The 20,489-nt window shown below is 72.9% G+C and carries 9 protein-coding genes; 5 read left to right on the forward strand and 4 right to left on the reverse strand.

The window, feature by feature from the left end; all coding sequences use genetic code 11:
* Positions 1–14 precede the first annotated feature (14 nt).
* From ACH4UK_RS16130 to ACH4UK_RS16150, 5 genes are read left to right on the forward strand one after another with little or no spacing between them, the layout of a single operon-like run.
* On the forward strand, positions 15–9,470 hold the full coding sequence (locus ACH4UK_RS16130) for an amino acid adenylation domain-containing protein (protein ID WP_398356739.1): 9,456 nt from the start codon (positions 15–17) through the stop codon (positions 9,468–9,470).
* On the forward strand, positions 9,463–11,145 hold the full coding sequence (locus ACH4UK_RS16135) for a phytoene desaturase family protein (protein WP_398356741.1): 1,683 nt from the start codon (positions 9,463–9,465) through the stop codon (positions 11,143–11,145). The genes ACH4UK_RS16130 and ACH4UK_RS16135 overlap by 8 nt, the downstream gene beginning before the upstream one ends.
* Positions 11,142–12,842: a phytoene desaturase family protein gene (locus ACH4UK_RS16140; RefSeq protein ID WP_398356743.1), complete on the forward strand. Its 1,701-nt coding sequence runs from the start codon at positions 11,142–11,144 to the stop codon at positions 12,840–12,842. Before ACH4UK_RS16135 ends, ACH4UK_RS16140 begins: the two co-directional genes overlap by 4 nt.
* Complete coding sequence (locus ACH4UK_RS16145) at positions 12,839–13,894, forward strand: MDR family NADP-dependent oxidoreductase (RefSeq protein ID WP_398356745.1); 1,056 nt, start codon at positions 12,839–12,841, stop codon at positions 13,892–13,894. The genes ACH4UK_RS16140 and ACH4UK_RS16145 overlap by 4 nt, the downstream gene beginning before the upstream one ends.
* Positions 13,895–13,940: 46 nt before the next feature.
* On the forward strand, positions 13,941–15,134 hold the full coding sequence (locus ACH4UK_RS16150) for a cytochrome P450 (protein WP_398356747.1): 1,194 nt from the start codon (positions 13,941–13,943) through the stop codon (positions 15,132–15,134).
* Between the two features lie 35 nt (positions 15,135–15,169).
* On the opposite strand, the gene ACH4UK_RS16155 is transcribed toward ACH4UK_RS16150, so the two are convergent.
* The 4 genes from ACH4UK_RS16155 to ACH4UK_RS16170 form a co-directional block, all read right to left on the reverse strand.
* Positions 15,170–16,270 (reverse strand): serine hydrolase domain-containing protein, encoded by a 1,101-nt coding sequence (locus ACH4UK_RS16155; protein WP_398356749.1) that lies wholly within the window; start codon positions 16,268–16,270, stop codon positions 15,170–15,172.
* A gap of 96 nt (positions 16,271–16,366) precedes the next feature.
* Positions 16,367–17,380, reverse strand: a complete 1,014-nt coding sequence (locus ACH4UK_RS16160; RefSeq protein ID WP_398356751.1) for an alpha/beta hydrolase — start codon at positions 17,378–17,380, stop codon at positions 16,367–16,369.
* Positions 17,381–17,468: 88 nt separating this feature from the next.
* Positions 17,469–19,340 carry a hypothetical protein gene (locus tag ACH4UK_RS16165; protein WP_398356752.1) on the reverse strand — a complete coding sequence of 624 codons (1,872 nt, stop codon included), beginning with the start codon at positions 19,338–19,340 and terminating at the stop codon, positions 17,469–17,471.
* A 91-nt stretch (positions 19,341–19,431) separates the two neighbouring features.
* Positions 19,432–20,469: a hypothetical protein gene (locus ACH4UK_RS16170; protein WP_398356754.1), complete on the reverse strand. Its 1,038-nt coding sequence runs from the start codon at positions 20,467–20,469 to the stop codon at positions 19,432–19,434.
* Positions 20,470–20,489 lie beyond the last annotated feature (20 nt).

The raw sequence follows: 20,489 nt of genomic DNA on the forward strand, positions 1-20,489 counted from the left end.
CTTGAGGAGTTCGAATGGCCGACGCGAACAACCGGGCGTTACGCGACAAGGTGGCGATCATCGGGATGGGCTGCCGCCTGCCCGGCGGCGCCTCGGACCACCGCACGTTCTGGCGGAACCTGGTGGCGGGCAAGGACTGCATCACGCCCACACCGCCCGACCGGTACGACGTCCGTACGCTCGGCAGCCGCTTCCGGGACAAGCCCGGACGCCTCGTCGGCGGCCGCGGCGGATACATCGACGGCTTCGACGAGTTCGACCCCGCCTTCTTCGGCATCAGCCCGCGCGAGGCCGACCACATGGACCCGCAGCAGCGAAAGCTCCTCGAAGTGGCGTGGGAGGCACTGGAGGACGGTGGCCAGCGCCCCGCCGACCTGGCCGGCGGCAACGTCGCCGTCTACGTCGGCGCGTTCACCCTGGACTACAAGATCCTGCAATTCGCCGACCTGGGCTTCACCTCGCTGGCCGCCCACACCGCGACCGGCACCATGATGACGATGGTGTCGAACCGCATCTCGTACTGCTTCGACTTCCGCGGCCCCAGCCTGTCCATCGACACCGCGTGCAGCTCCTCCCTGGTCGCCGTGCACCTGGCCTGCCAGGCCCTGAACAACGGGGAGAGCGACCTCGCGCTGGCCGGCGGCACCCTGCTGCACATGGCCCCGCAGTACACCGTCGCCGAGACGAAGGGCGGGTTCCTGTCGCCCGAGGGCCGCTCCCGTACGTTCGACGCGGCCGCCGACGGTTACGTACGGGCCGAAGGCGTCGGTCTGGTCGCGCTGAAGCGGCTGGACGACGCCGTACGGGACGGGGACCGGATCCACGCGGTGATCGTCGGCAGCGGCGTCAACCAGGACGGCCACACCAACGGCATCACCGTCCCCAACCCCGACGCCCAGGTCGACCTCATCCGCCGGGTCTGCGCCGAGGCCGGCATCACCCCCGGCGACCTCCAGTACATGGAGGCGCACGGCACCTCGACCCCGGTCGGCGACCCGATCGAGGCGAACGCCCTGGCCCGCGCGCTGGCCGTCGGACGGGCCCCGGGCGCCCGCGCCTACGTCGGCTCGGTCAAGACGAACATCGGCCACACCGAATCCGCCGCCGGGATCGCCGGGCTGATCAAGACCGTCCTGAGCATCGGGCACCGGACCATCCCGCCCCACATCAACCTGGAGAACCTCAACCCCGCCATCGACCCGGCGACCCTGCCCTACGAGATCCCCACCCGGCCCACCGCCTGGCCGGACCACGAGGGGCCCGCCCGCGCGGGGGTGAACTCCTTCGGCTTCGGCGGCACCAACGCCCATGTCGTCCTGGAGGCGGCCCCGCCGCCCCCGCCGGACCTCCGTCCCGGCGCGTCCGCCGAGCGGCGCTGGAGCATCCTGCCGCTCAGCGCGCGGCATCCGGACGCCCTGGTGGACCTGGCAGCCGGGATCCGCGGTGAACTGGCGGGCGCCGACGGCCCGGCCGTCTCCCTCGACGACCTCGGCCATACCCTGGCCCACCGCCGCCAGCACCTCCCCGAGCGGCTCTCCGTCGTCTACTCCTCGCGCGCCTCCCTCGACGAGGCCCTCGCCGCCCACGAGCGCGGCGAGGCCCACCCCCGGGTCGTCCACGGCCGCGCCCGGGACGCCGCCGACCGGCGGCTGGTGTGGGTCTTCACCGGCATGGGCCCCCAGTGGTGGGGCATGGGCCGCCAACTGCTGGAGGAGGAACCGGTCTTCCGCGACGCCGTCACCGCGTGCGACCGGGCGCTGCGGGAGTTCGCCGACTGGTCCCTGCTCGAGGAGATGACCGCCGACGAGTCCGTCTCCCGGATGGCGCAGACCTGGCTCGCCCAGCCCGCGAACTTCGCCGTGCAGGTCGCCCTGGCGGCCCTGTGGCGCTCCCACGGGGTACGCCCGGACGCCGTGGTCGGCCACAGCACCGGCGAGATCGCCGCCTTCCACACGGCGGGCGTCTACTCCCTGCGGGACGCGGCCAGGATCGTCGTGCACCGCAGCCGTCTCCAGCAGACCCTGGCCGGCACGGGCGCCATGCTCGCCGTGAGCCTGTCCGAGGACGAGGCGGAGCGCCGGGTGCGCCCCTACAGCGACCGGGTCTCCATCGCCGCCGTCAACAGCCCCACCGCGATCACCCTGGCCGGAGACGAGGCGGCGCTGACCCGGCTGGCCGAGGAGCTGCGGGCCGAGCAGCAGTTCGCGAAGTTCCTCACCGTCGAAGTGCCCTACCACAGCGTCGGCATGGAACGGATCAAGGACGAACTACTGGCGGAACTGGCCCCGTTGGAGCCGCGTGCGGCCCGGGTTCCGCTGTACCTCACCGGGGCGGAGGGCACCGCCCGGGGCGAGGAGCTGGACGCCGCGTACTGGTGGCGGAACGTCCGCGACCGGGTCCGCTTCCGCGCGGCGGTCGACCGGATCGCCGGCGACGGCCATCAGGTGTTCCTGGAGATCGGCCCCCACCCGGTCCTCGGCCACGCGATCCGCGAATGCCTCGACGCGGGCGGGACGACCGGGCTCACGCTGCCCTCGATCCGCCGCCGGGAGAACGAGAGCGAGCGTTTCGCCGCCTCCCTCGGCTCGCTCCACAACCTGGGCGTCGCCCTCGACTGGAAGGCGCTCCAGCCCGCCGGCCGGCCCGTCACTCTGCCCCGCCACCCCTTCCGGCGCGACCGCCACTGGACCGAACCCCGCCCGGTCGCCCAGGTCAGGCTGGGCCACCGCGACCACCCGCTGCTGGGCCGCCGCACCGACGCCACCGAACCCACCTGGCAGGCAACCCTGGACACCGAGGACCTGCCCTACCTCGCCGACCACCGCATCCAGGACACCGTGGTCTTCCCCGCCGCCGGCTATCTGGAGATGGCCGCGCAGGCCGTCCTGCGGCTCACCGGCGGCACCACCGCCGTCCTCGCCGACATCGATCTGCGCAAGGCGCTCTTCCTGCCCGACGGCGAGGACCGGACCGTGGAGGTGTCGCTCTCCCTGGAGAACGCCGCCTTCACCATCGCCTCCCCGACCGGGGACGACGGGGAGCGCGCCGTGCACGCGAGCGGGATCGTCCGCACCGGACAGCGTCGCCGCACCGCCCCGCCGCTCGACGCCCCCGCGATCCGGGACCGCAGCCTTCGACGCCTGGACGGCCCCGACTGCTACACCGCGCTCGCCGCCCTCGGCTACCACTACGGCCCCGCCTTCCAGGCCGTCGAGGAGGTCTGGATCGGCTCCGGAGAGGCCCTCGCCCGGATCCGCCCGCCCCGGGCGATCGGCGACGACGCCGCCGGCCACCACCTCCACCCCGCCCTCCTCGACGCCTGCTTCCAGACCCTGCTCACCCCGCTGATCCTCGAAGGACCCGCGGCGGAGGGCGGGATCAGACTGCCCCTCGCCCTCGACGAGATCGCCCTCGAACCCATCGGCGACCAGCCGTTCTGGGCCCACGCCACCCTGCTCCCCGGCGACGCGGACACGACCCTCGGGAACATCGCCCTGTACGCCGACGACGGCGCACCGCTCGGCCGCGTCCACGGCTTCCGCGCCGCCGACGTGGAGAAGGCGGCCACCGCCGTCGCCCGGACCACCATCGACTCCTGGCTCGCCGAACCCGTCTGGACCGACTGCCCACCGCTGCCCGTCGAGGACACCGCCGCCGGACCGCAGGACCCGAGCGACGGTGGCGTACGCGGCGAGCCGACGAGGAACGACGGCGATCCGCAGCCGGCGCGGGCGACCGTCGCACCGGACCGGGACTGGCTGATCTTCGCCGACACCGGGGGCGTCGCGGACGCCTTCGCCGCCCTCGCCGCGACCCGGGGCGAACGCTGCCGCCTGGTGCGCCGGGGTACGGCCTACACCGCGTCCGGCGACGGCGCCACGTTCGGCGTCGCCCCCGGGTCCGACGCCGATCTGCGCCGTCTCCTCGCCGACCTGGACCGCGACGGCGGCCCGTTCCGGGGGACCGTCCTGCACCTGTGGAACCTCGACGCGCCCGCCCTCGCCACCTGCGACCGGTCCGCACTGCGCGACCACACCGGCGCGGGCGCGTACGCGCTCATCGCCCTCGCCCGCCTCCTGTCGGCCAGGGGCGACGGAGGACGCCTGCACATCGTCACCCGCGGCGCCCAGCCCGCCCTGCCCGGCGAAGGACCCGAACCCCTCGGGGCACCCGCCTGGGGCATCGGCCGCGTACTGCGCCACCAGGAGCTGATCGGGCACCCCGGCAAGCTCATCGACCTCGACCCCCGGCGGCGGCCGGGACCGGACGGGGACCGCGCCGAGGCCGAAGCGCTCCTGCGCGAGGCGCTGAGCGAGGACGAGGAGGAGATCGCCCTGCGGGACGGCCGCCGCCGCACCAGCCGCCTGCGCCCCGCCGACGGCCTGACCCGGCCGCTGCCGCTGCGGCTGCGGGCCGACGGAAGCTACCTGGTCACCGGTGCGTTCGGCGCGCTCGGCCGACTGCTGTGCCGCACCCTCGTACGACGCGGGGCCCGCAGGCTCGTCCTGGTGGGGCGCACCCCCGTCCCGGCCCGGGAGAAGTGGGCCGGCGCCGACCCCGCCACCGCCGAGGGCAGGGCCGTGGCCCTGCTCCGCGAGCTGGAGGCGCTCGGCGCGCAACCCGTCCTGGCGACCCTCGACATCACCGACGAGGACGCCCTGACCGGCTGGCTCGACGCCCACCGGCACAGCGGAGCGCCGCCCGTACGCGGGGTGTTCCACCTGGCCGGCCAGGTCCGTGACACCCTCGTCGCCGACCTGGACCGGGCCGCCTTCGACGCCGTCCACGACCCCAAGACCGTCGGCGCCCACCTCCTGCACCGGCACCTGCGGGACGAACCCCTCGAACACTTCGTGCTCTTCGCCTCGATCGCCTCCCTGCTGACCACCGCCGGCCAGACCAACTACGCCGCCGGGAACGCCTTCCTGGACGCCCTCGCCCACCACCGCCGCGCCCAGGGGCTGCCCGCGCTGAGCCTGGACTGGGGACCCTGGGCCACCGGAATGATCGAGGAACTCGGCCTGGTCGACCACTACCTGCACAGCCGCGGCATGAGCTCACTGTCCCCGGAGGCGGGCATGGCCGTGCTGGAACGCGTCATCGGCCAGGACCACGCCCAACTGGTCGTCGCCACCGTCGTCGACTGGCCCGTCTTCCTCGCCTGGTACCCGTCCCCGCCGCCGCTGGTCGCCGACCTCGCGGCAGCCGCCGCCCCACCCCCGGACGCCGCATCCGGCAACGGATTCCTCGACACCTTCCGCGCCGCCGGCGAAGAGACCCGCCGCACCCTGGTCGCCGAGCGGTTCGCCGCCCTGGCCGCCACCGTGCTGCGCACCGGAACGGACCGCATCGACCCCGCCACCGGCCTCGGCGAGCTCGGACTCGACTCGCTGCTCGCCATGGAGCTACGGGCCCGGATCCACGCCGAGCTCGGCGTCGCCCTCCCCGTGGTCGCCCTGCTCAGCGGCACCCCGGCCGGCGAGCTCGCCGCCCAGCTCCACGACGGCCTCACCGCCCTCGCCTCCGCCGACGCCCCCGACGGGTCCGCGGGCGCGGTCGAGCTCCACCGGGACGCGCGGCAGTACCCGCTGACGCAGAACCAGAAGGCGCTCTGGTTCCTCGAACACCTCGACCCCGACGGTCACGCGTACAACATCGGCGGAGCCGTCGAGGTCAACGTCGCCCTCGAACCGGACCTGATGTTCGAGGCCGTCCGCCGCCTCATCGCCCGCCACCCCGCGCTGCGCACCAACTTCCTGCTGGTGGACGGGCAGGCCGTGCAGCGGGTCTCCGAGGACGCCCCGACCGACCTCGCCCTCTTCGACGTCCAGGGAGAGGACTGGGAGTCCATCCACGCGACGATCGTCCAGGAGTACCGCAAGCCCTACGACCTCGCCCACGACCCACTGGTCCGCTTCCGTCTCTTCAAGCGGGGACCGGACCGCTGGATCATCATGAAGGCCGTCCACCACATCGTCTCCGACGCCATCTCCACCTTCACCTTCATCGACGAACTCCTCGCCGTCTACGAAGCGTTGCGCCGCAACCAGGAACCGCAGCTGCCGCCGGTCGAGGCCCGCTACCTGGACTTCCTCAACCAGCAGAACGCCTTCCTGGCCGGGCCCGGGGCCACCGGCATGCTCGAGCACTGGCGCGCCCACCTGCCCGCCGAGGTGCCGCTCCTGGACCTCCCCGTCGACAAGCCGCGCCCGGCGGTCCAGACCCACAACGGGGCCTCCGAGTTCTTCGTCCTGGACGCGGCGCTCAGCGCCCGCGTCCACACCCTGGCCCGCGCGCACGGCGTCACTCCGTTCATGGTGCTGCTGAGCGCCTACTACCTCCTGCTGCACCGCTACTCCGGACAGGACCACATCGTCGTCGGCAGCCCCGTGACCGGCCGCACCCGCCAGGACTTCTCCTCCGTCTACGGCTACTTCGTCAACCCGCTTCCGCTGCACGCCGACCTGTCCGACGACCCGACCGTCGCCGAACTGCTGCAACAGGTCCGCCAGACCGTGCTCGGCGGCCTGGACAACCAGGAGTACCCCTTCGTCCTGCTCGTCGAGGAGCTGGGCCTCCCGCACGACCCGAGCCGGTCCGCCGTGTTCCAGGCGATGTTCATCCTCCTGACCCACCAAGTGGCCGCCGAGCAGTACGGCTACCGCCTGGAGTACATCGAACTACCGGAGGAAGAGGGGCAGTTCGACATAACGCTGTCCGCCTACGAGGACGAGGCCGAGGGCCGGTTCCACTGCGTCTTCAAGTACAACACCGACCTCTTCCTCCCGGAGACCATGCGCCGGATGGCCGGCCACTACACCCGCCTCCTGGACCGGATGACCCGTGCCCCGGGCGAACGGCCCGCCTCCCGGCTGGAGATGCTCGGCGCCCGGGAGCGGGAGCGGCTCGTCGAGGAGTGGAGCCGCCCGGCCCCGCCGCCCACCGGACACCGGGACGAGCCCTTCACCCCGGTCCAGACGCTGATCGGCCGCGCGGCCGCCGAGCACCCCACCGCCGTCGCGGTGACGATGCCCTCGGCGCACGGCGGGGCGCGCCGTCTGACCTACGCGGAGCTGGACCGGCGGGCGGACGACACCGCGGCGCGGCTGCGCACCCTCGGCGTCGGCGAGGGCTCGGTGGTCGTCCTGTGCCTGGACAAGTCGCCCGAGCTGATCGTCGCCCTGCTCGCCGTGCTCAAGGCCGGCGCCGCCTACTTCCCGCTCCGGCCCGACCAGCCCGCCGACCGGCTCGCCCACCTCGTATCGGCCACCGGCGCGGCACTCGTCCTCGTGGCGGACGACGCCGGGCCCGAGCAGACCGGGGCGCTGGCCGTCCCGACGCTCACCCTCACCCAGCTCGGCGGCACCGCACCGCACCCGGACGCACCGGCGGCCGAGGTCGGCCCGGACTCACCGGCGTACGTCATCACCACCTCCGGATCCACCGGCCGCCCCAAGGCCGTCCGCGTCAGCCACCGCAACCTCGCCGCCGCCCACGCCGCATGGCGGCAGGAGTACCGGCTTCAGAGCGACGTCCGGGTGCACCTTCAGATGGCCGAACCCTCCTTCGACGTGTTCACCGGCGACCTGGTCCGCGCCCTGTGCTCGGGCGGCACCCTCGTCCTGGTCGACCGCGACCTCCTCTTCGACACCACCCGGCTCTACCGCACGATGCGTCAGGAACGCGTCGACTGCGCGGAGTTCGTCCCCGCCGTCGTCCGCGGCCTGATGGACCACTGTGCCCGGGAAGGGCTGCGGCTGGACTTCCTGCGCCTGCTGGTGGTCGGCTCGGACGCCTGGAGCGTGGGGGAGTACCGCCGACTGGCCGGGCTCTGCGGACCCGGCACCCGGCTCGTCAACTCCTACGGCCTCACCGAGGCCACCATCGACAGCGCGTTCTTCGAAGGCCCCGTGGACGACCTGGAGCCCGGCGCGATGGTCCCCATCGGCCGGCCCCTGCCGGGCAGCACCCTCCATGTCCTCGACGCCCACGGCGAACCCGTCCCGCCCGGCGTGCCCGGCGAACTGTGGATCGGCGGCGACGGCGTCGCCCTCGGCTACGCCGGGGACCCCGAACAGACCGAGGAGCGCTTCGTCACCCGGACGCTGGGCCGGGCCGCCGGGACCGAAGCCCGGCCCGAACGGCTCTACCGCACCGGAGACATCGCCCGCTGGGACGCCCACGGCCGGGTCCATCTGCTCGGCCGCACCGACGGACAGGTCAAACTGCGCGGCCACCGCATCGAGATCGGCGAGATCGAGGCGCACCTCGCCCAGTGGCCCCCGCTCGCCCGTGCCGTCGTCACCGTGCGCACCGACACCGGGGGAGACGCGGCGCTCTGCGCCTACTGCGTGCCGGAGCCCGGCGCGGCCCTGGACGTCCGGGCCCTGCGCCGCCACCTGGCGCGCTCGCTGCCCTCGTACATGATCCCGTCCCACTTCACCGAACTGCCCGCCCTGCCGCTGACCGCCAACGGCAAGGTCGACACGGCCGCCCTGCCCGCCCCCCGCGCCGAGGCGGGGGACCGCCCGCACGAGGAGCCCGTGACCCTGTACGAGATCAGCGTCGCCCGGCACTGGAAGACCCTCCTGGGACGCGAACAGGTCGGCCTGGAGGACGACTTCTTCGAGCTCGGCGGCAGCTCGATCAAGCTCATCGAACTCCTCCACCACCTGCGCACCGAGTTCGGCGTCGGCGTCCCCGTCAGCAGGCTCTACCAGGTCACCACCCTGCACGGCATGGCCGCCACGGTGCAGGACGTCCTCCTCGGCGCCACCGCCGACGAACTGCCCAGCCTCACCTTCAACGCCGGACAGCACCCCGCCCTCTTCTGCTTCCCGCCCGCCGGCGGCCACGGCCTCGTCTACCGGGGCCTGGCCGCCCAGCTCCCCGACCACACCGTGATCGGCTTCAACTACCTCCCCGGCGACGACAAGGTCGCCCGCTACGCCGACCTGATCGAGGCCGCCCGGCCCGACGGCCCCTACCTCCTCCTGGGCTACTCCCTCGGCGGCAACCTCGCCTTCGAGACGGCCAAGGAGCTGGAGCGGCGCGGCCGCCGGGTCGCCCACGTCGTCATCCTCGACTCCCGCCGCATCCTCGCCGCCTACGAACCGGACGCCGCCGGTATCGCCGACTTCGAGGCCGAACTCGCCGAGCATGTACGCAAGCACACCGGATCCGAGGCCGTCGCCCGCGAGACCCTCGCCCACGCCGCGGAATACCTCGCCTTCTGCGGGCGCACCCCCAACACCGGCACCGTCGCCGCGACGGTCAGCGTCATCACCGACGAGGAGAAGGCCGGCCTGTACGCCGCCGGTGAGCACGGCACCTGGCACGGCAGCTCCACCGGCGCCACCGCCGTACTGCGCGGCTCCGGCGTCCACGCCGACATGCTCGACGCCAAGCACCTGCCCCGCAACGCCGAGCTGGTGCGCTCCACCCTGACGGGAGACGCGGCCCATGGCTGATGACGACGCCGCCGACTGGACCAGCAGGGAACGCACCCCGGGCACTCCGCCCCGCGTCATCGTCGTCGGCGCGGGCGTGGCCGGCCTCGCCACCGGCGTCTACGCGCAGATGAGCGGCGCCAGGACCCGCATCTTCGAGAAGCACGTGCTGCCCGGCGGCTGCTGCACCGCCTGGTCGCGCGACGGGTACCTCTTCGACTACTGCATCGAATGGCTCATCGGCACCGCCCCGGGCAACGACGCCCACCGGGTGTGGAGCGAACTCGGCGCGCTCGACGGCAAGACCGTCACCAACTTCGAGCTGTTCAACAAGGTCGAGGACGAGAGCGGCCGGTCGGTGACGTTCTACAACGACCCCGACCGCCTGGAGGCCCACCTCCTGGAGATCTCACCCGCCGACGCCCCGCTCATCCGGGCCTTCACCCGGGACCTGCGGCGCTTCATCGACATCGAGCTGTACCCGTTCCTGACCGCGCCCGCGCTGCGCACCGTACGGGAGAGGGCCCGGACCCTGCGCACGGTGCTCCCCGCGTTCCGGCTGTTCTGGCGGACCGCCGCCACCCCGATGCACGTCTTCGCCGACCGGTTCCAGGACCCGCTGCTGCGCAAGGCGTTCCGCAACATCTTCTTCCAGGACCCCGAGGGCTTCCCGCTGCTGCCCTACCTCTTCAACATGGCCGCCGCCCACCACGGCAACGCGGGCTTCCCGCAGGGCGGTTCGCTCGGCCTCGCCCGCTCCGTCGAGGAGCGCTACCGGAGCCTGGGCGGAACGGTCACCTACCGGGCCCGCGCGGAGCGGATCCTGGTCGAGAACGACCGGGCGATCGGCATCGAACTCCGCGGCGGGAAAAGGTACTTCGCCGAGCACGTGGTCTCCGCCTGCGACGGCCACACCACCGTCTACGGACTCCTGGGCGGCCGGTACACCGGCCCCCGCGTCGACCAGCTGTACACCGACCTCCTGCACCGCCCCGGCATGCTCTTCCCCGCCGTCGTCTCCGCCTTCGTCGGGCTGCGCGGCGACCTCGACCCCGACGAGGCGCACAGCACCACGCACCTCCTCGGCCCGGCGGACGCGGCCCACCTCCCCGGCGCCCTCCAGGACAGCCTCGTCGTCCAGGCGCGCTCCCGCTACTCCGGCGGCTTCGCACCGCCGGGCCACTCGGTCCTGCACTGCACCTACTTCAGCGACTACGCCCACTGGAAGGACCTGCGCACCAGGAACCGCAAGGAGTACCGCCGGCGCAAGCGCGAAGTCGCCGACTTCGTCCGCGACTTCCTGGAGCGCCGCACCCCCGGTATCGCCGACCGCATCGACCTCGTCGACGTCGCCACCCCCGCCACCAACCACCGCTACACCGGCAATCTCGGCGGCTCCATCCTCGCCTGGAAGGCGTTCTCGGACGCTGACGACGTCGCGGCGCGCCTGGTCGGCAGGGACCGGATGCGGCTGCCCGGCCTGAGCGGCTTCTCCATGGCCGGGCAGTGGATCGGCATGGGCGGCCTGATCCGCGCCGCCTCCACCGGCCGCTTCGCCGTGCAGTACCTCTGCCGCGAACTGGGCCTGGAGTTCCGCGCCTGGGAGAGCAAGGGCGCCGAACCCTGGCACCCCGGGAAACTGGGCCACCTGCCCCAGCTCGACCGGTGGTCCGCACGAGAGAGCGAGGGCTCATGAGCGGCGGCGGGAACAGCCCCCGGGAGACGATGATCATCATCGGGGCCGGCCTCGGCGGTCTCTCCACCGGCTGCTACGCGCAGATGAACGGTTACCGCACCCGCATCCTGGAGATGCACGAGATGCCCGGTGGCTGCTGCACCGCCTGGGAGCGCGGCGGCTTCCTGCTGGACGCCTGCGTCAGCTGGCTCCTCGGCAGCGGCCCCGGCAACGAGATGCACCAGATCTGGCTGGAGCTCGGCGCCCTGCAGGGCAAGGAGATCCGCCACTTCGACGTCTTCAACATCGTGCGCGGCACCGACGGCCGGGCCGTCCACTTCTACTCCGACCCGGACCGGCTCGAAGCCCACCTCATCGCCCTCTCGCCCGCCGACACCCGGCTGGTGCGGAGGTTCTGCGCGCAACTGCGCAGCTTCCGCAAGGCGCTCGCGGTCTACCCCTTCCTCAAGCCCGTGGGACTGATGGGACGCCGGGAGCGCTGGCGGATGCTCGCCTCGTTCCTGCCGTACGTCAACGCCGTCCGCACCACGATCACCGTCCTGATGACCGATTTCTCGGCGAAGTTCAAGGACCCCCTGCTGCGGGAGGCCTTCAACTTCATCCTGTACGAGAAGCACCCGGCCTTCCCCGTCCTGCCGTTCCACTTCCAGCTCGCCTCGCACGCCAACCTCTCCGCCGGCGTCCCCGAGGGCGGCTCCCTCGGCCTCGCCGAGTCCATCGAGGCCCGCTACCGCCGGCTCGGCGGCGAGGTCACGTACAACACGAAGGTCGAGACGGTGATCGTCGAGGACGACCGAGCGGTGGGCGTCCGGCTCAGCGACGGCCGGGAGCTGCGCGCCGACATCGTCGTGTCGGCGTGCGACGGCTACACCACGACCATGAAGTTCCTGGGAGGCAGATACCTGGGCGAGGACTACCGCAAGCTCTACACCCGGACCATCCAGGAACCCGGCATGGTCTTCCCCGGCTACTTCACCCTCTTCCTCGGCCTCTCCCGCCCCTTCCCCGAAGGGGACCCCTGCACGACGTACCTCCTCGACGAGGCCACGGCGGCCGAGCTGACCGGCATCCGCCACTCCAGCATCAACGTCCAGTTCCGCAGCCGTCACTACCCCGAACTGTCCCCGGACGGCACCACCGTCGTCTACGCCACCTACTTCTGCGACATCGCCCCCTGGCGCGCCCTGGACGAGGGCCCCGAACAGGTCACCCGAGCCCGCGGCGGCCAGGAGCTGCACACCCTGCCCGTACGGCACGGGCGCGGCTACTACGCGGCGAAACGGCGGGCCCGCGAGGCCCTCATCGGCTTCCTGGAACAGCGCCATCCCGGCCTGCGGGACGCCATCGTCGTCCGTGACGTCTCCAGCCCCCTCACCCAGGTCCGCTACACCGGCAACTACGACGGGACCGTCCTGGGCTGGCAGCCCTTCGTCGAGAGCGGCGAGCGGCTCGAAGAGCTGGTCAAGAAGCACGGCCCCGGCCTCCCCGGACTGCGCGACTTCTACCAGTCCGGCGTCTGGGCCACCACCGGCGGGCTGATCCGGGCCGCCGCCGCCGGGCGCCACGTCATGCAGTTCGTCTGCCGCGACGACGGCCGCCCCTTCACCGCATCGCTCGACCTCACCGCACCACCGCCGACCCATCGCGTCATCCCCGTGCCCGTTCGCCCCGGCGCACCGACGGAGAGGAAGTCATGAAGATCGCGAAATGGGTGGTCCGCGAACACATCGAGGGCGTGCCCGACGTGGGCCGCGTCTACGAGAAGGTCGTCGAGAACGTCGAGGTGCGCCTCGCCCCCGACGAGATGCTCCTGCGCACCCTGTACGTCTCGGTCGACCCCTACCTCCAGGGCATCGCCCTCGACACCCCCATCGGCCGGCACATGGGCGCCGACTCGATCATGGAGGTGGTGGAGGCGGGACCGCGCGCCGCCCACCGCGTCGGCGACCTCGTGCAGGGCTTCGGCGGCTGGCGCACCCATGTGGTCAGCACCGGAGCGGCCGAACTCTGGCAGACCGGCACGTTCCCCATGGTCTTCCCCGCCTACCGCAGGCTCGACCCCCGGTGGTACGACGAGGCCCTGCCGCTGCCGACCGCCCTGAGCGCGATGGGCGGCCCCGGCATGACCGCCTGGGGGACCCTCTCCAAGTACATGACGATCAGCCCCGGCGAGACGCTCGTCATCAGCGGGGCCTCCGGCGCGGTCGGCGCCCTGGTCGGCCAGCTCGCCCTGCTCGCGGGGGCCAGGGTGGTCGGCACCACCTCCTCCCCGGAGAAGGCGGACTACCTCACCGGGCTCGGATTCGACGCGGTGGTCGTCTACCGCCACGGGGACGGCCCGGACACCGTGCGCGAGGCACTGCGCCGGGCCGCCCCCGACGGTGTCGACCGGTACTTCGACAACCTCGGCGGCACGGTCACCGACGCGGTGTTCCCGATGCTCAACGTCGGGGGCCAGGTGGCGGTGTGCTGGCAGTGGGCGACCCAGGTCGGCAACGAGGGCACCGGCCCCCGGCTCCTGCCGTACCTGATGTTCCCGCGCGCCACCGTCCGCGGCATCTTCTCCCTGGAGTGGTTCACCGAGGAGAACTGGCAGGATCTCCACGCCGATCTGGGGGGCCGGGTCCGGCGCGGCGAGGTCGTCTGCGACCACACCCTGCACCACGGCTTCGACCGCATCCCCGCCGCCTACGGCAGCCTCTACGGAGACCGGGCGGCCAACCGCGGCAAGGTGCTCGTCGAACTCTGACTCCGGCCCCTCCCCGACCGCACCTCGACCGTCCCTCTCTGGAGGCATGTTGACCGCGACCGAGCCCGCGCTCCCCGCGCCGGTACCGATGCACCGCCTGCTCTTCGAGGAACCCGGGCCGCCCCGCCCGGCCGAGCTGCCGGGCGGCGCCCCCGCCTGGCTGGTCAGCCGGTACGCCGACGTCCGTCAGGTGCTCTCCGATCCGCGCTTCGGCCGGGCCCGGCTGTACGGCCCCGACGCACCGGCCCTCTCCGAGGTGCCCGACCTCGTGAACGACCCCGACCTGGTGTTCAACCAGGACGGCCCCGACCATCTGCGGCTGCGGCGCACTCTGCGCCGCGCCTTCACCCCGAGGGCCGTCGCCCGCTGGCGGCCGTGGATCGCCGCGATCGTCGAGGAACTACTCGACCGGCTGGAGTCGCGGCCGCAACCGGCCGACGTGGTCGCTGAGTTCACCCTCCCCCTGCCGGTGGCGGTGATCAGCAGGCTGATGGGGCTCGATGAGGCCGCGGGGGGCCGGATGCGGCACTGGAGCGAACACGCCTTCTCCGACGGTACCCATGAGGGCGAGCAAGTGGCCGCCGTGCTCAAGGAGTTCAGCGCGTTCGGCGCGGACCTCCTCGCGGAGCGACGCCGGTCGCCCGGCGAGGACCTGATCAGCGGCCTGGTCGCGGCCGCCGACGACGAAGGGGGCGTTCCCGAGAGCCAGTTGGTCAGCCTGGTGTGCGGGCTGGTCGTCGGCGGCCACGACAGCACGATGACCATGCTCGGCAACGCGCTGCTCTATCTCCTCGGTGAACGCCCGGAGGCCTGGCCGCGCATCGCCGCCGACGAGGAGGCCGCCGGGCAGGTCGCCGACCGGATCGTCCACCTCGTCCCGCTCGGCGACGACCGGGGCAGCGCCCGCCACGCCGCCACGGACGTCGAGGTCGGCGGGGTGCTGATCCCGGCCGGTGCGATCGTGCTCGCCGACTGCGGCATGGCCAACCGCGACCCCGAGGTCTTCCCGCCCGCCACCCTCCACGACCTGTTCGCCCCGCTGGAGGCCCCCACCCTCTCCTTCGGGGCCGGCCCGCACTACTGCCTCGGCGCCTGGCTGGCCCGCGCCGAGCTCCAGCTCGCCCTGCACCGGCTGGCCGCCCGCTTCCCCGACCTGCGGCTGGCCGCCCCCCTGGGCGCCGTCGACTGGCGGACCGGAACTACCTCCCGGAGCCCGCGGCGGCTCGGCGTGAGGTGGTAGCGCCGCCCCGCACCGGGCGGCGACGCGCCCCCCGCTCAGCGGCCCCCGGCGCACAGGGCCGCGTCCACCGCACCCTGGAGGTGACGCAGGCCCTCGCCCTCGGCCGTCCAGGTCGTGGTGTACACGGTCACGGTGGAGCGGCCCCCCGAGGCCCGGCCGCCGCCCACCGAGCCGCCGGGCAGATCGCCGCCGTGACCCCAGTAGACACCGCCGCAGCTGAGCGGGACGGAAGCGACTCCGTAGCCGTACCTGCTCCCCGCCGGGTAGACGTCGCGACCGCCGATGTCGCTGGTGTCCCGGGTCATCAGGCGGAGCGCCCACCCGGGCAGGAGCCGGCCGCCGAACAGCCCGTCCCAGAAGGCGTTCAGGTCCCTCGGGGTGGAGACGAGCCCCCCGGACGCGCCGAACTCGTAGCCGGGCAGCTCCGTCACATCCACCCGTCCCGCCTCCGGATCGGCCGGGTGGACACCGTAGTTGCGGGCATGCGGCCCGCGCAGGGCCAGCTCGCCCGGCGCCGGCCAGTAGGTGTCGGCCAGCCGCAGCGGCCGGAGGATCTCGCGCTCGATGTACGTGCGGAAGCCGACCCCCGTCACCTCGTCGATCACCAGGCCGAGCACCAGGTAGTTGGTGTTGGAGTAGCCCCAGTCGTCGCCCGGCTCGAAGACCGGCGGCTCCGCCAGGGCGAGGGCCAGATAGTCCTCGGGCGTGCCGGGACGGCTCCAGTCGACCAGCGGGGTGTACTCCGGCAGCCCGCTGGTCTGCTTGAGCAACTGACGTACGGTGACGGGGTGTCCGGCAAGCTGCGGCACGTAGTCGCCCGCCGGGTCGTCGAGGTGGAGGCGTCCGTCCACGACCAGCCGCATGACGGCCGTCGCGGTGAAGGCCTTGGTGTTGCTCGCCAGCCGGAAGCTGCCGTCGGAGCCGACCATCGCGCGGCCGGTCTCCAGGTCCGCGACCCCGGCGGCAGTGGTCGTCCTGCCGTCGAACGCGAGAGCGCCCGGCACCCCGTCCCGCTCGACGAGCAAATCCAGCTGCCGCTGCACGGGGTCGGGCCGGTGGGCGGACGCCGTCGGGGCGAACGCCACGGCGAGCGTGGTGGTGAACAGAAGAGCGGTGGTCAGGCGCTTGCGGTACATGGGTCCCCCTGGACATGGCCCGGCCGTCGCGCGGTGGCGCCCCGGCCTTTCGGATCGTTCTCCTGCCGACGACCCTGCCAGGCTTCCCGCACCGGATCAGTACGTCCGGCCCCCCGAACCGGGGGTGTACCCAGGCCCCCTTGACGTCCCGTGCGCAGCGGACCCGAGCGCCCGTCGCAGCACCGCGAGCTGCTCGGCGGCGGCCCTGCGCGAGAGGGCGAGATGGGGGAGCGCCCCGTCGAAACCGTGGAACGCGCCGGGCCACAGATGGAATTCGGTCGACACCCCGGCCGCGATCAGCCGGAGCGCGTACTGCGCGCACTCGTCCCGGAACACCTCCAGCTCGCCGACGTCGACGTAGGCGGGAGGGAGCCCCGACAGGTCGGTGGCGCGGGCCGGCGCCGCGTACGCGGACACCTCGTCGCCGCCGGCGAGCGGGCCGAGCAACGCGGCCCAGCCGTAGAGGTTGTTGGCGCGCGGCCAGGTGACCGGCTCGGTGAACTCCCGGCTGGACTCCGTGGTGTTGCGGTCGTCCAGCATCGGGCAGAGCAGGAACTGGAAGGCGAGGCGGGGGCCGCCGCGATCCCGGGCGAGCAGGGCGGTGGCGGCGGCGAGGCCGCCGCCCGCACTGATCCCGCCGACCGCCAGGCGCTCCGGGTCGATGCCGAGCGCATCCGCCCGGTCCACCGTCCACAGCAGCGCCCGGTAGCAGTCCTCGACGGGCACGGGATGGGGATGCTCGGGGGCGAGCCGGTAGTCGACGGACACCACGGCACAGCCCGCCCCCAGGACGTACGCGGAGACCCGCGCGTCGTCCGTCTCGGGCGTGCCGAGCACCAGGCCCCCGCCGTGGATCCACACCAGGCACGGCAGCGGCCCGGGGGCGGGCTCGCGGGGGAGGTAGACCCGCAGCCGCACGGGGTCGGGGCCCGGCAGCCGGTGGTCGGTCACCAGGACGCCCTCGGCGGGCGGCGGGTGGGCGATGTCCGCGCGGGCGGCGCGCAGGGCGGCCAGACCCTCGCCGGTCAGGCCCTCGAGCACGGTGGGCGGCAGCGGGCCGGCGGCGAGCGCCGCGGCCATCTCGGGATCCAGACGGGGGTCGTGGGACATCGGGTGGAGCCTTCTTCCTGAGGTCTCCGCTGCCGCGCCCCGGCGTCGGGTGGCGGAGCGCGGCAGCGGAGCGTGAACCGAGGGGCGGTCAGTACTCGAGTGTGATGCTCACATCGATCGAACCACCGTGCGGGACCTTCAGGATGTGCATCCTGCGGCTGCCGTCCCGCAGATACCTGATGGAGGCCGCCGCGAGGGTGGCCGGCCGGGCCGCGCCCCACCGGATCCGGACGACACCGGACCCCCGGTGCAGGTCGAGGCCCGTGGCGGTGGCCGAGGCCGAGCCGCCCCAGGGCACCGTGGTCCCGTTGGTGAACACCACCCGGTCGGAGGCCTTGAGGATCAGCGGGACCGTCTCGGTCGCGGACGAGACGGCGCGCACCGACCGCCGCACCAGCCCGTCGCCGACCCGTACATCGGTGACGACCGAGCCGCTGGGGGTGGCGAAGCGGAAGGCGTACGGGCTGCCGCCGAAGAACTGGCCGGCCTGCGGGCCGTCGGAGTCCGGGACCTGGCCGGGCAGCACGGTGGCCCACACACCGTGGTTGTTGTCGTTGAGGGACTGGACGACGGTGCCGGCGATCGGATGCCACAGGAACGAAAGACCGGTGCGCGCCATGGTGGTGGCCCGGTTGCCGAGGTACGCGCCCAGATAGACGTCGGGCCGCCGGATGTAGAGGAACTCCTGGCCCCGGTCGGTGCGGCGCTCGGTGAAGTTCTTCGAGGCGATGTAGGGCAGGTCCCGCACCGCGTCGGCCTTGCCCTGCCGGGTCGGATACCGCTCGCCGTACAGCGCGTGGGCGAGGATCCGCGGGGAGGTGTCCTGTTTGGTGAGGCCCGGCACGGGCGAACCGGCCGAGGCCCAGGAGGCGCGCGCGGCCGCCAGATCCTCGCGGGCGGAGACGAACGCCCCGAGCGCCGGCACCTCCGGCACGAACTGGGCGTTGAGAGCGGTGCGTTCCGGGTCCGGGCGGGTGTTGTCGTAGGCGAGGGCACTGGTCCGGGTGGAGGGCGCGACATTGCTGAACCACCCCGAACCGTCGGGCTCCCGCAGCAGGTTGTAGCCCAGCCAGCCCGTGTACTTCCTGGCCATCGTCACCAGGTGGGTGTTGTTGGACTGACGCCAGGCGTCGGCCAGTTCGGGCAGCATCACCTCGAAGTTGTAGTTCATGTCCGTGCCGCCCTTCTCGTAGAAGAAGCCGGCCGGTCCCTGCCCGTGCTGGGCGATCCGGGCGAAGGCGTTGTTCAGCTGGGTGCGCAGAGCCGCGTCGGGATTGGTGCGCAGCGCCAGGGCCGAGCCGGCGAGCCCGGCCGCGACCTGGTTGGCGAAGGAGATCGGGGTCTGCCACACCCGCCCGTTGGAGGGGTTGAGCAGCCAGACCATCGCGGCGTGCAGGGCGCGGGCGATCTGGGTACGCCGGGTGGGCAGCAGCTTCGCGTCCTTGAGCAGCACATGGGTCTTGCTCAGATAGCCCAGCGCGAAGCCGGTGGCCGCGAGGGAGTGCTCGTCCGGGTTGTACTCCGGCCACGAACCGTCCGCGTGCTGCAGGCCCAGGTAGTGGCCGAGCGCCGCGTCCAGTCCCGCCAGCAGCTCCGTGTTCCCCCGGTAGGGGTTCCAGGGGCGGGAGTTGGTGAGGAACCAGGCCAGGGTGTAGACGTGCTCCTGCACGCGGGCGTTGTACGGCTCCGCGGGCTTGCGCCACCAGCCGCCGCCCAGGAAGCCCGCGTTCGGGGAGCCGGTCCTGATGTCGCCGGTCATCCCGGCGAGGCTCACCAGGTAGGGGGCGTAGAGCTGTTCGTCGGCGGCGAAGGCCCGCCGGTCCGGGGAGACCGGGGGCAGGGCCGCGAGATCCGGTGCGGCGGCCGCGAGGGCGGGCGGTGCGGGCAGCGCGACGGCGAGGCCGGCGGCGCCGGCGGCGGTCAGCAGGGTGCGGCGTGAGAGGAACGTTCCGTACGTCACTGGGCGACTCCTGGGCAGGGAAGGGCTTCGGTGAAGGGGCAGAGAACGGCCGGGGTGCGCCGGATTCCGGTCCGGGGCACCCCGGCCGCCGTCAGCCGCGTGCGACGGCGATCGAGCCCCCGAGCCGGTCGCCCGCCTCGTAGACCAGGTACGGCACGCCCCGGTCCGTGCCGAAGCTCGGCGAGGCGGCGCGGCCGTTCTCCGGCGCGGCGCTGCCGGAGTCGTAGAACACGCCGAGGTGGTCGCGGCGGGAGAAGTCGTCGCCGACCTCGGTGATCAGGATGTTGCCGCCGTTCTCCTTGCCGGTGTGGTAGACGACGAACGTGCTGCCGCCCCGGGTCAGCAGGTGCGGACCGCTGAGGTTGTTCACGCCGACGTCGGAGTGGCGGATCAGCGGCTGCTGGGCGAAGGTCCAGTCCCGGCCGTCCTTCGACCAGCCCCAGGCGATGTCCCGATGGTTGGACTGATTGTTGATCATGAAGAGCATCACGTACCGCGCACCGCGCGCGGGCAGGTCGTGCCGGAACACCCGGGCGTAGGACGTCTCGTTGGTGCCCGCCGGCAGCATGTCCTTGGTCAGCACGGTCCTGTCGTACGTGAAGGTGATGCCGTCCCGGGAACGGGCGAGCCGGGTCGTGTGGTTCTCGCCGTGGAAGTAGAGCCACAGCTCCTTGGCGTCCTCGTTCCACAGGACGTGGGGCGAGGAGACATGACTGACCTTGTAGTGCGGCTGCCAGTCGTTGGAGACGAGCGGATTCGCCGCGTACTCGGTGAACGGGCCCTCCAGCGAGTCGCCGTAGGCCAGGCAGATGCCGCCGGGCGCGTCGTGCGGGGCGTAGTAGAGGTAGTAACGGCCCAGCGGGTTCGCCAGCTTGTCGTAGACGCCCCGGATGCACGGGAAGATGATCTCGCCCGTCGGGTTGTACTTCAGCTGGGAAGGCGTCAGCAGCGGCTTGAGGTGGCGGTAGTCCGGGAATCCGCCGGGGGCCGCGGCGGCGGTGCCCGCCCCGGCGCCGGTCGCGATCAGTCCGGCGGTCGCCGCGGTGCCCGCCACCGCGCCCCGCAGGAAGATCCTGCGGCTCGGCCGGAACGCACCGGACGTGAGGGGAGTGTCCTCGTGCTGTGTCATGTCGTTCTCCGTCCCGAAGA

This window comes from Streptomyces sp. NPDC020884, from assembly GCF_044333935.1.
Classification (GTDB): Bacteria; Actinomycetota; Actinomycetes; order Streptomycetales; family Streptomycetaceae; genus Streptomyces.

Bases quoted from the DNA above. Each gene is read 5' to 3' on its own strand.
- ACH4UK_RS16130 (WP_398356739.1), top strand. From the start codon at position 15: ATGGCCGACGCGAACAACCGGGCGTTACGCGACAAGGTGGCGATCATC.
- ACH4UK_RS16135 (WP_398356741.1), top strand. From the start codon at position 9,463: ATGGCTGATGACGACGCCGCCGACTGGACCAGCAGGGAACGCACCCCG.
- ACH4UK_RS16140 (WP_398356743.1), top strand. From the start codon at position 11,142: ATGAGCGGCGGCGGGAACAGCCCCCGGGAGACGATGATCATCATCGGG.
- ACH4UK_RS16145 (WP_398356745.1), top strand. From the start codon at position 12,839: ATGAAGATCGCGAAATGGGTGGTCCGCGAACACATCGAGGGCGTGCCC.
- ACH4UK_RS16150 (WP_398356747.1), top strand. From the start codon at position 13,941: ATGTTGACCGCGACCGAGCCCGCGCTCCCCGCGCCGGTACCGATGCAC.
- ACH4UK_RS16155 (WP_398356749.1), bottom strand. From the start codon at position 16,270: ATGTACCGCAAGCGCCTGACCACCGCTCTTCTGTTCACCACCACGCTC.
- ACH4UK_RS16160 (WP_398356751.1), bottom strand. From the start codon at position 17,380: ATGTCCCACGACCCCCGTCTGGATCCCGAGATGGCCGCGGCGCTCGCC.
- ACH4UK_RS16170 (WP_398356754.1), bottom strand. From the start codon at position 20,469: ATGACACAGCACGAGGACACTCCCCTCACGTCCGGTGCGTTCCGGCCG.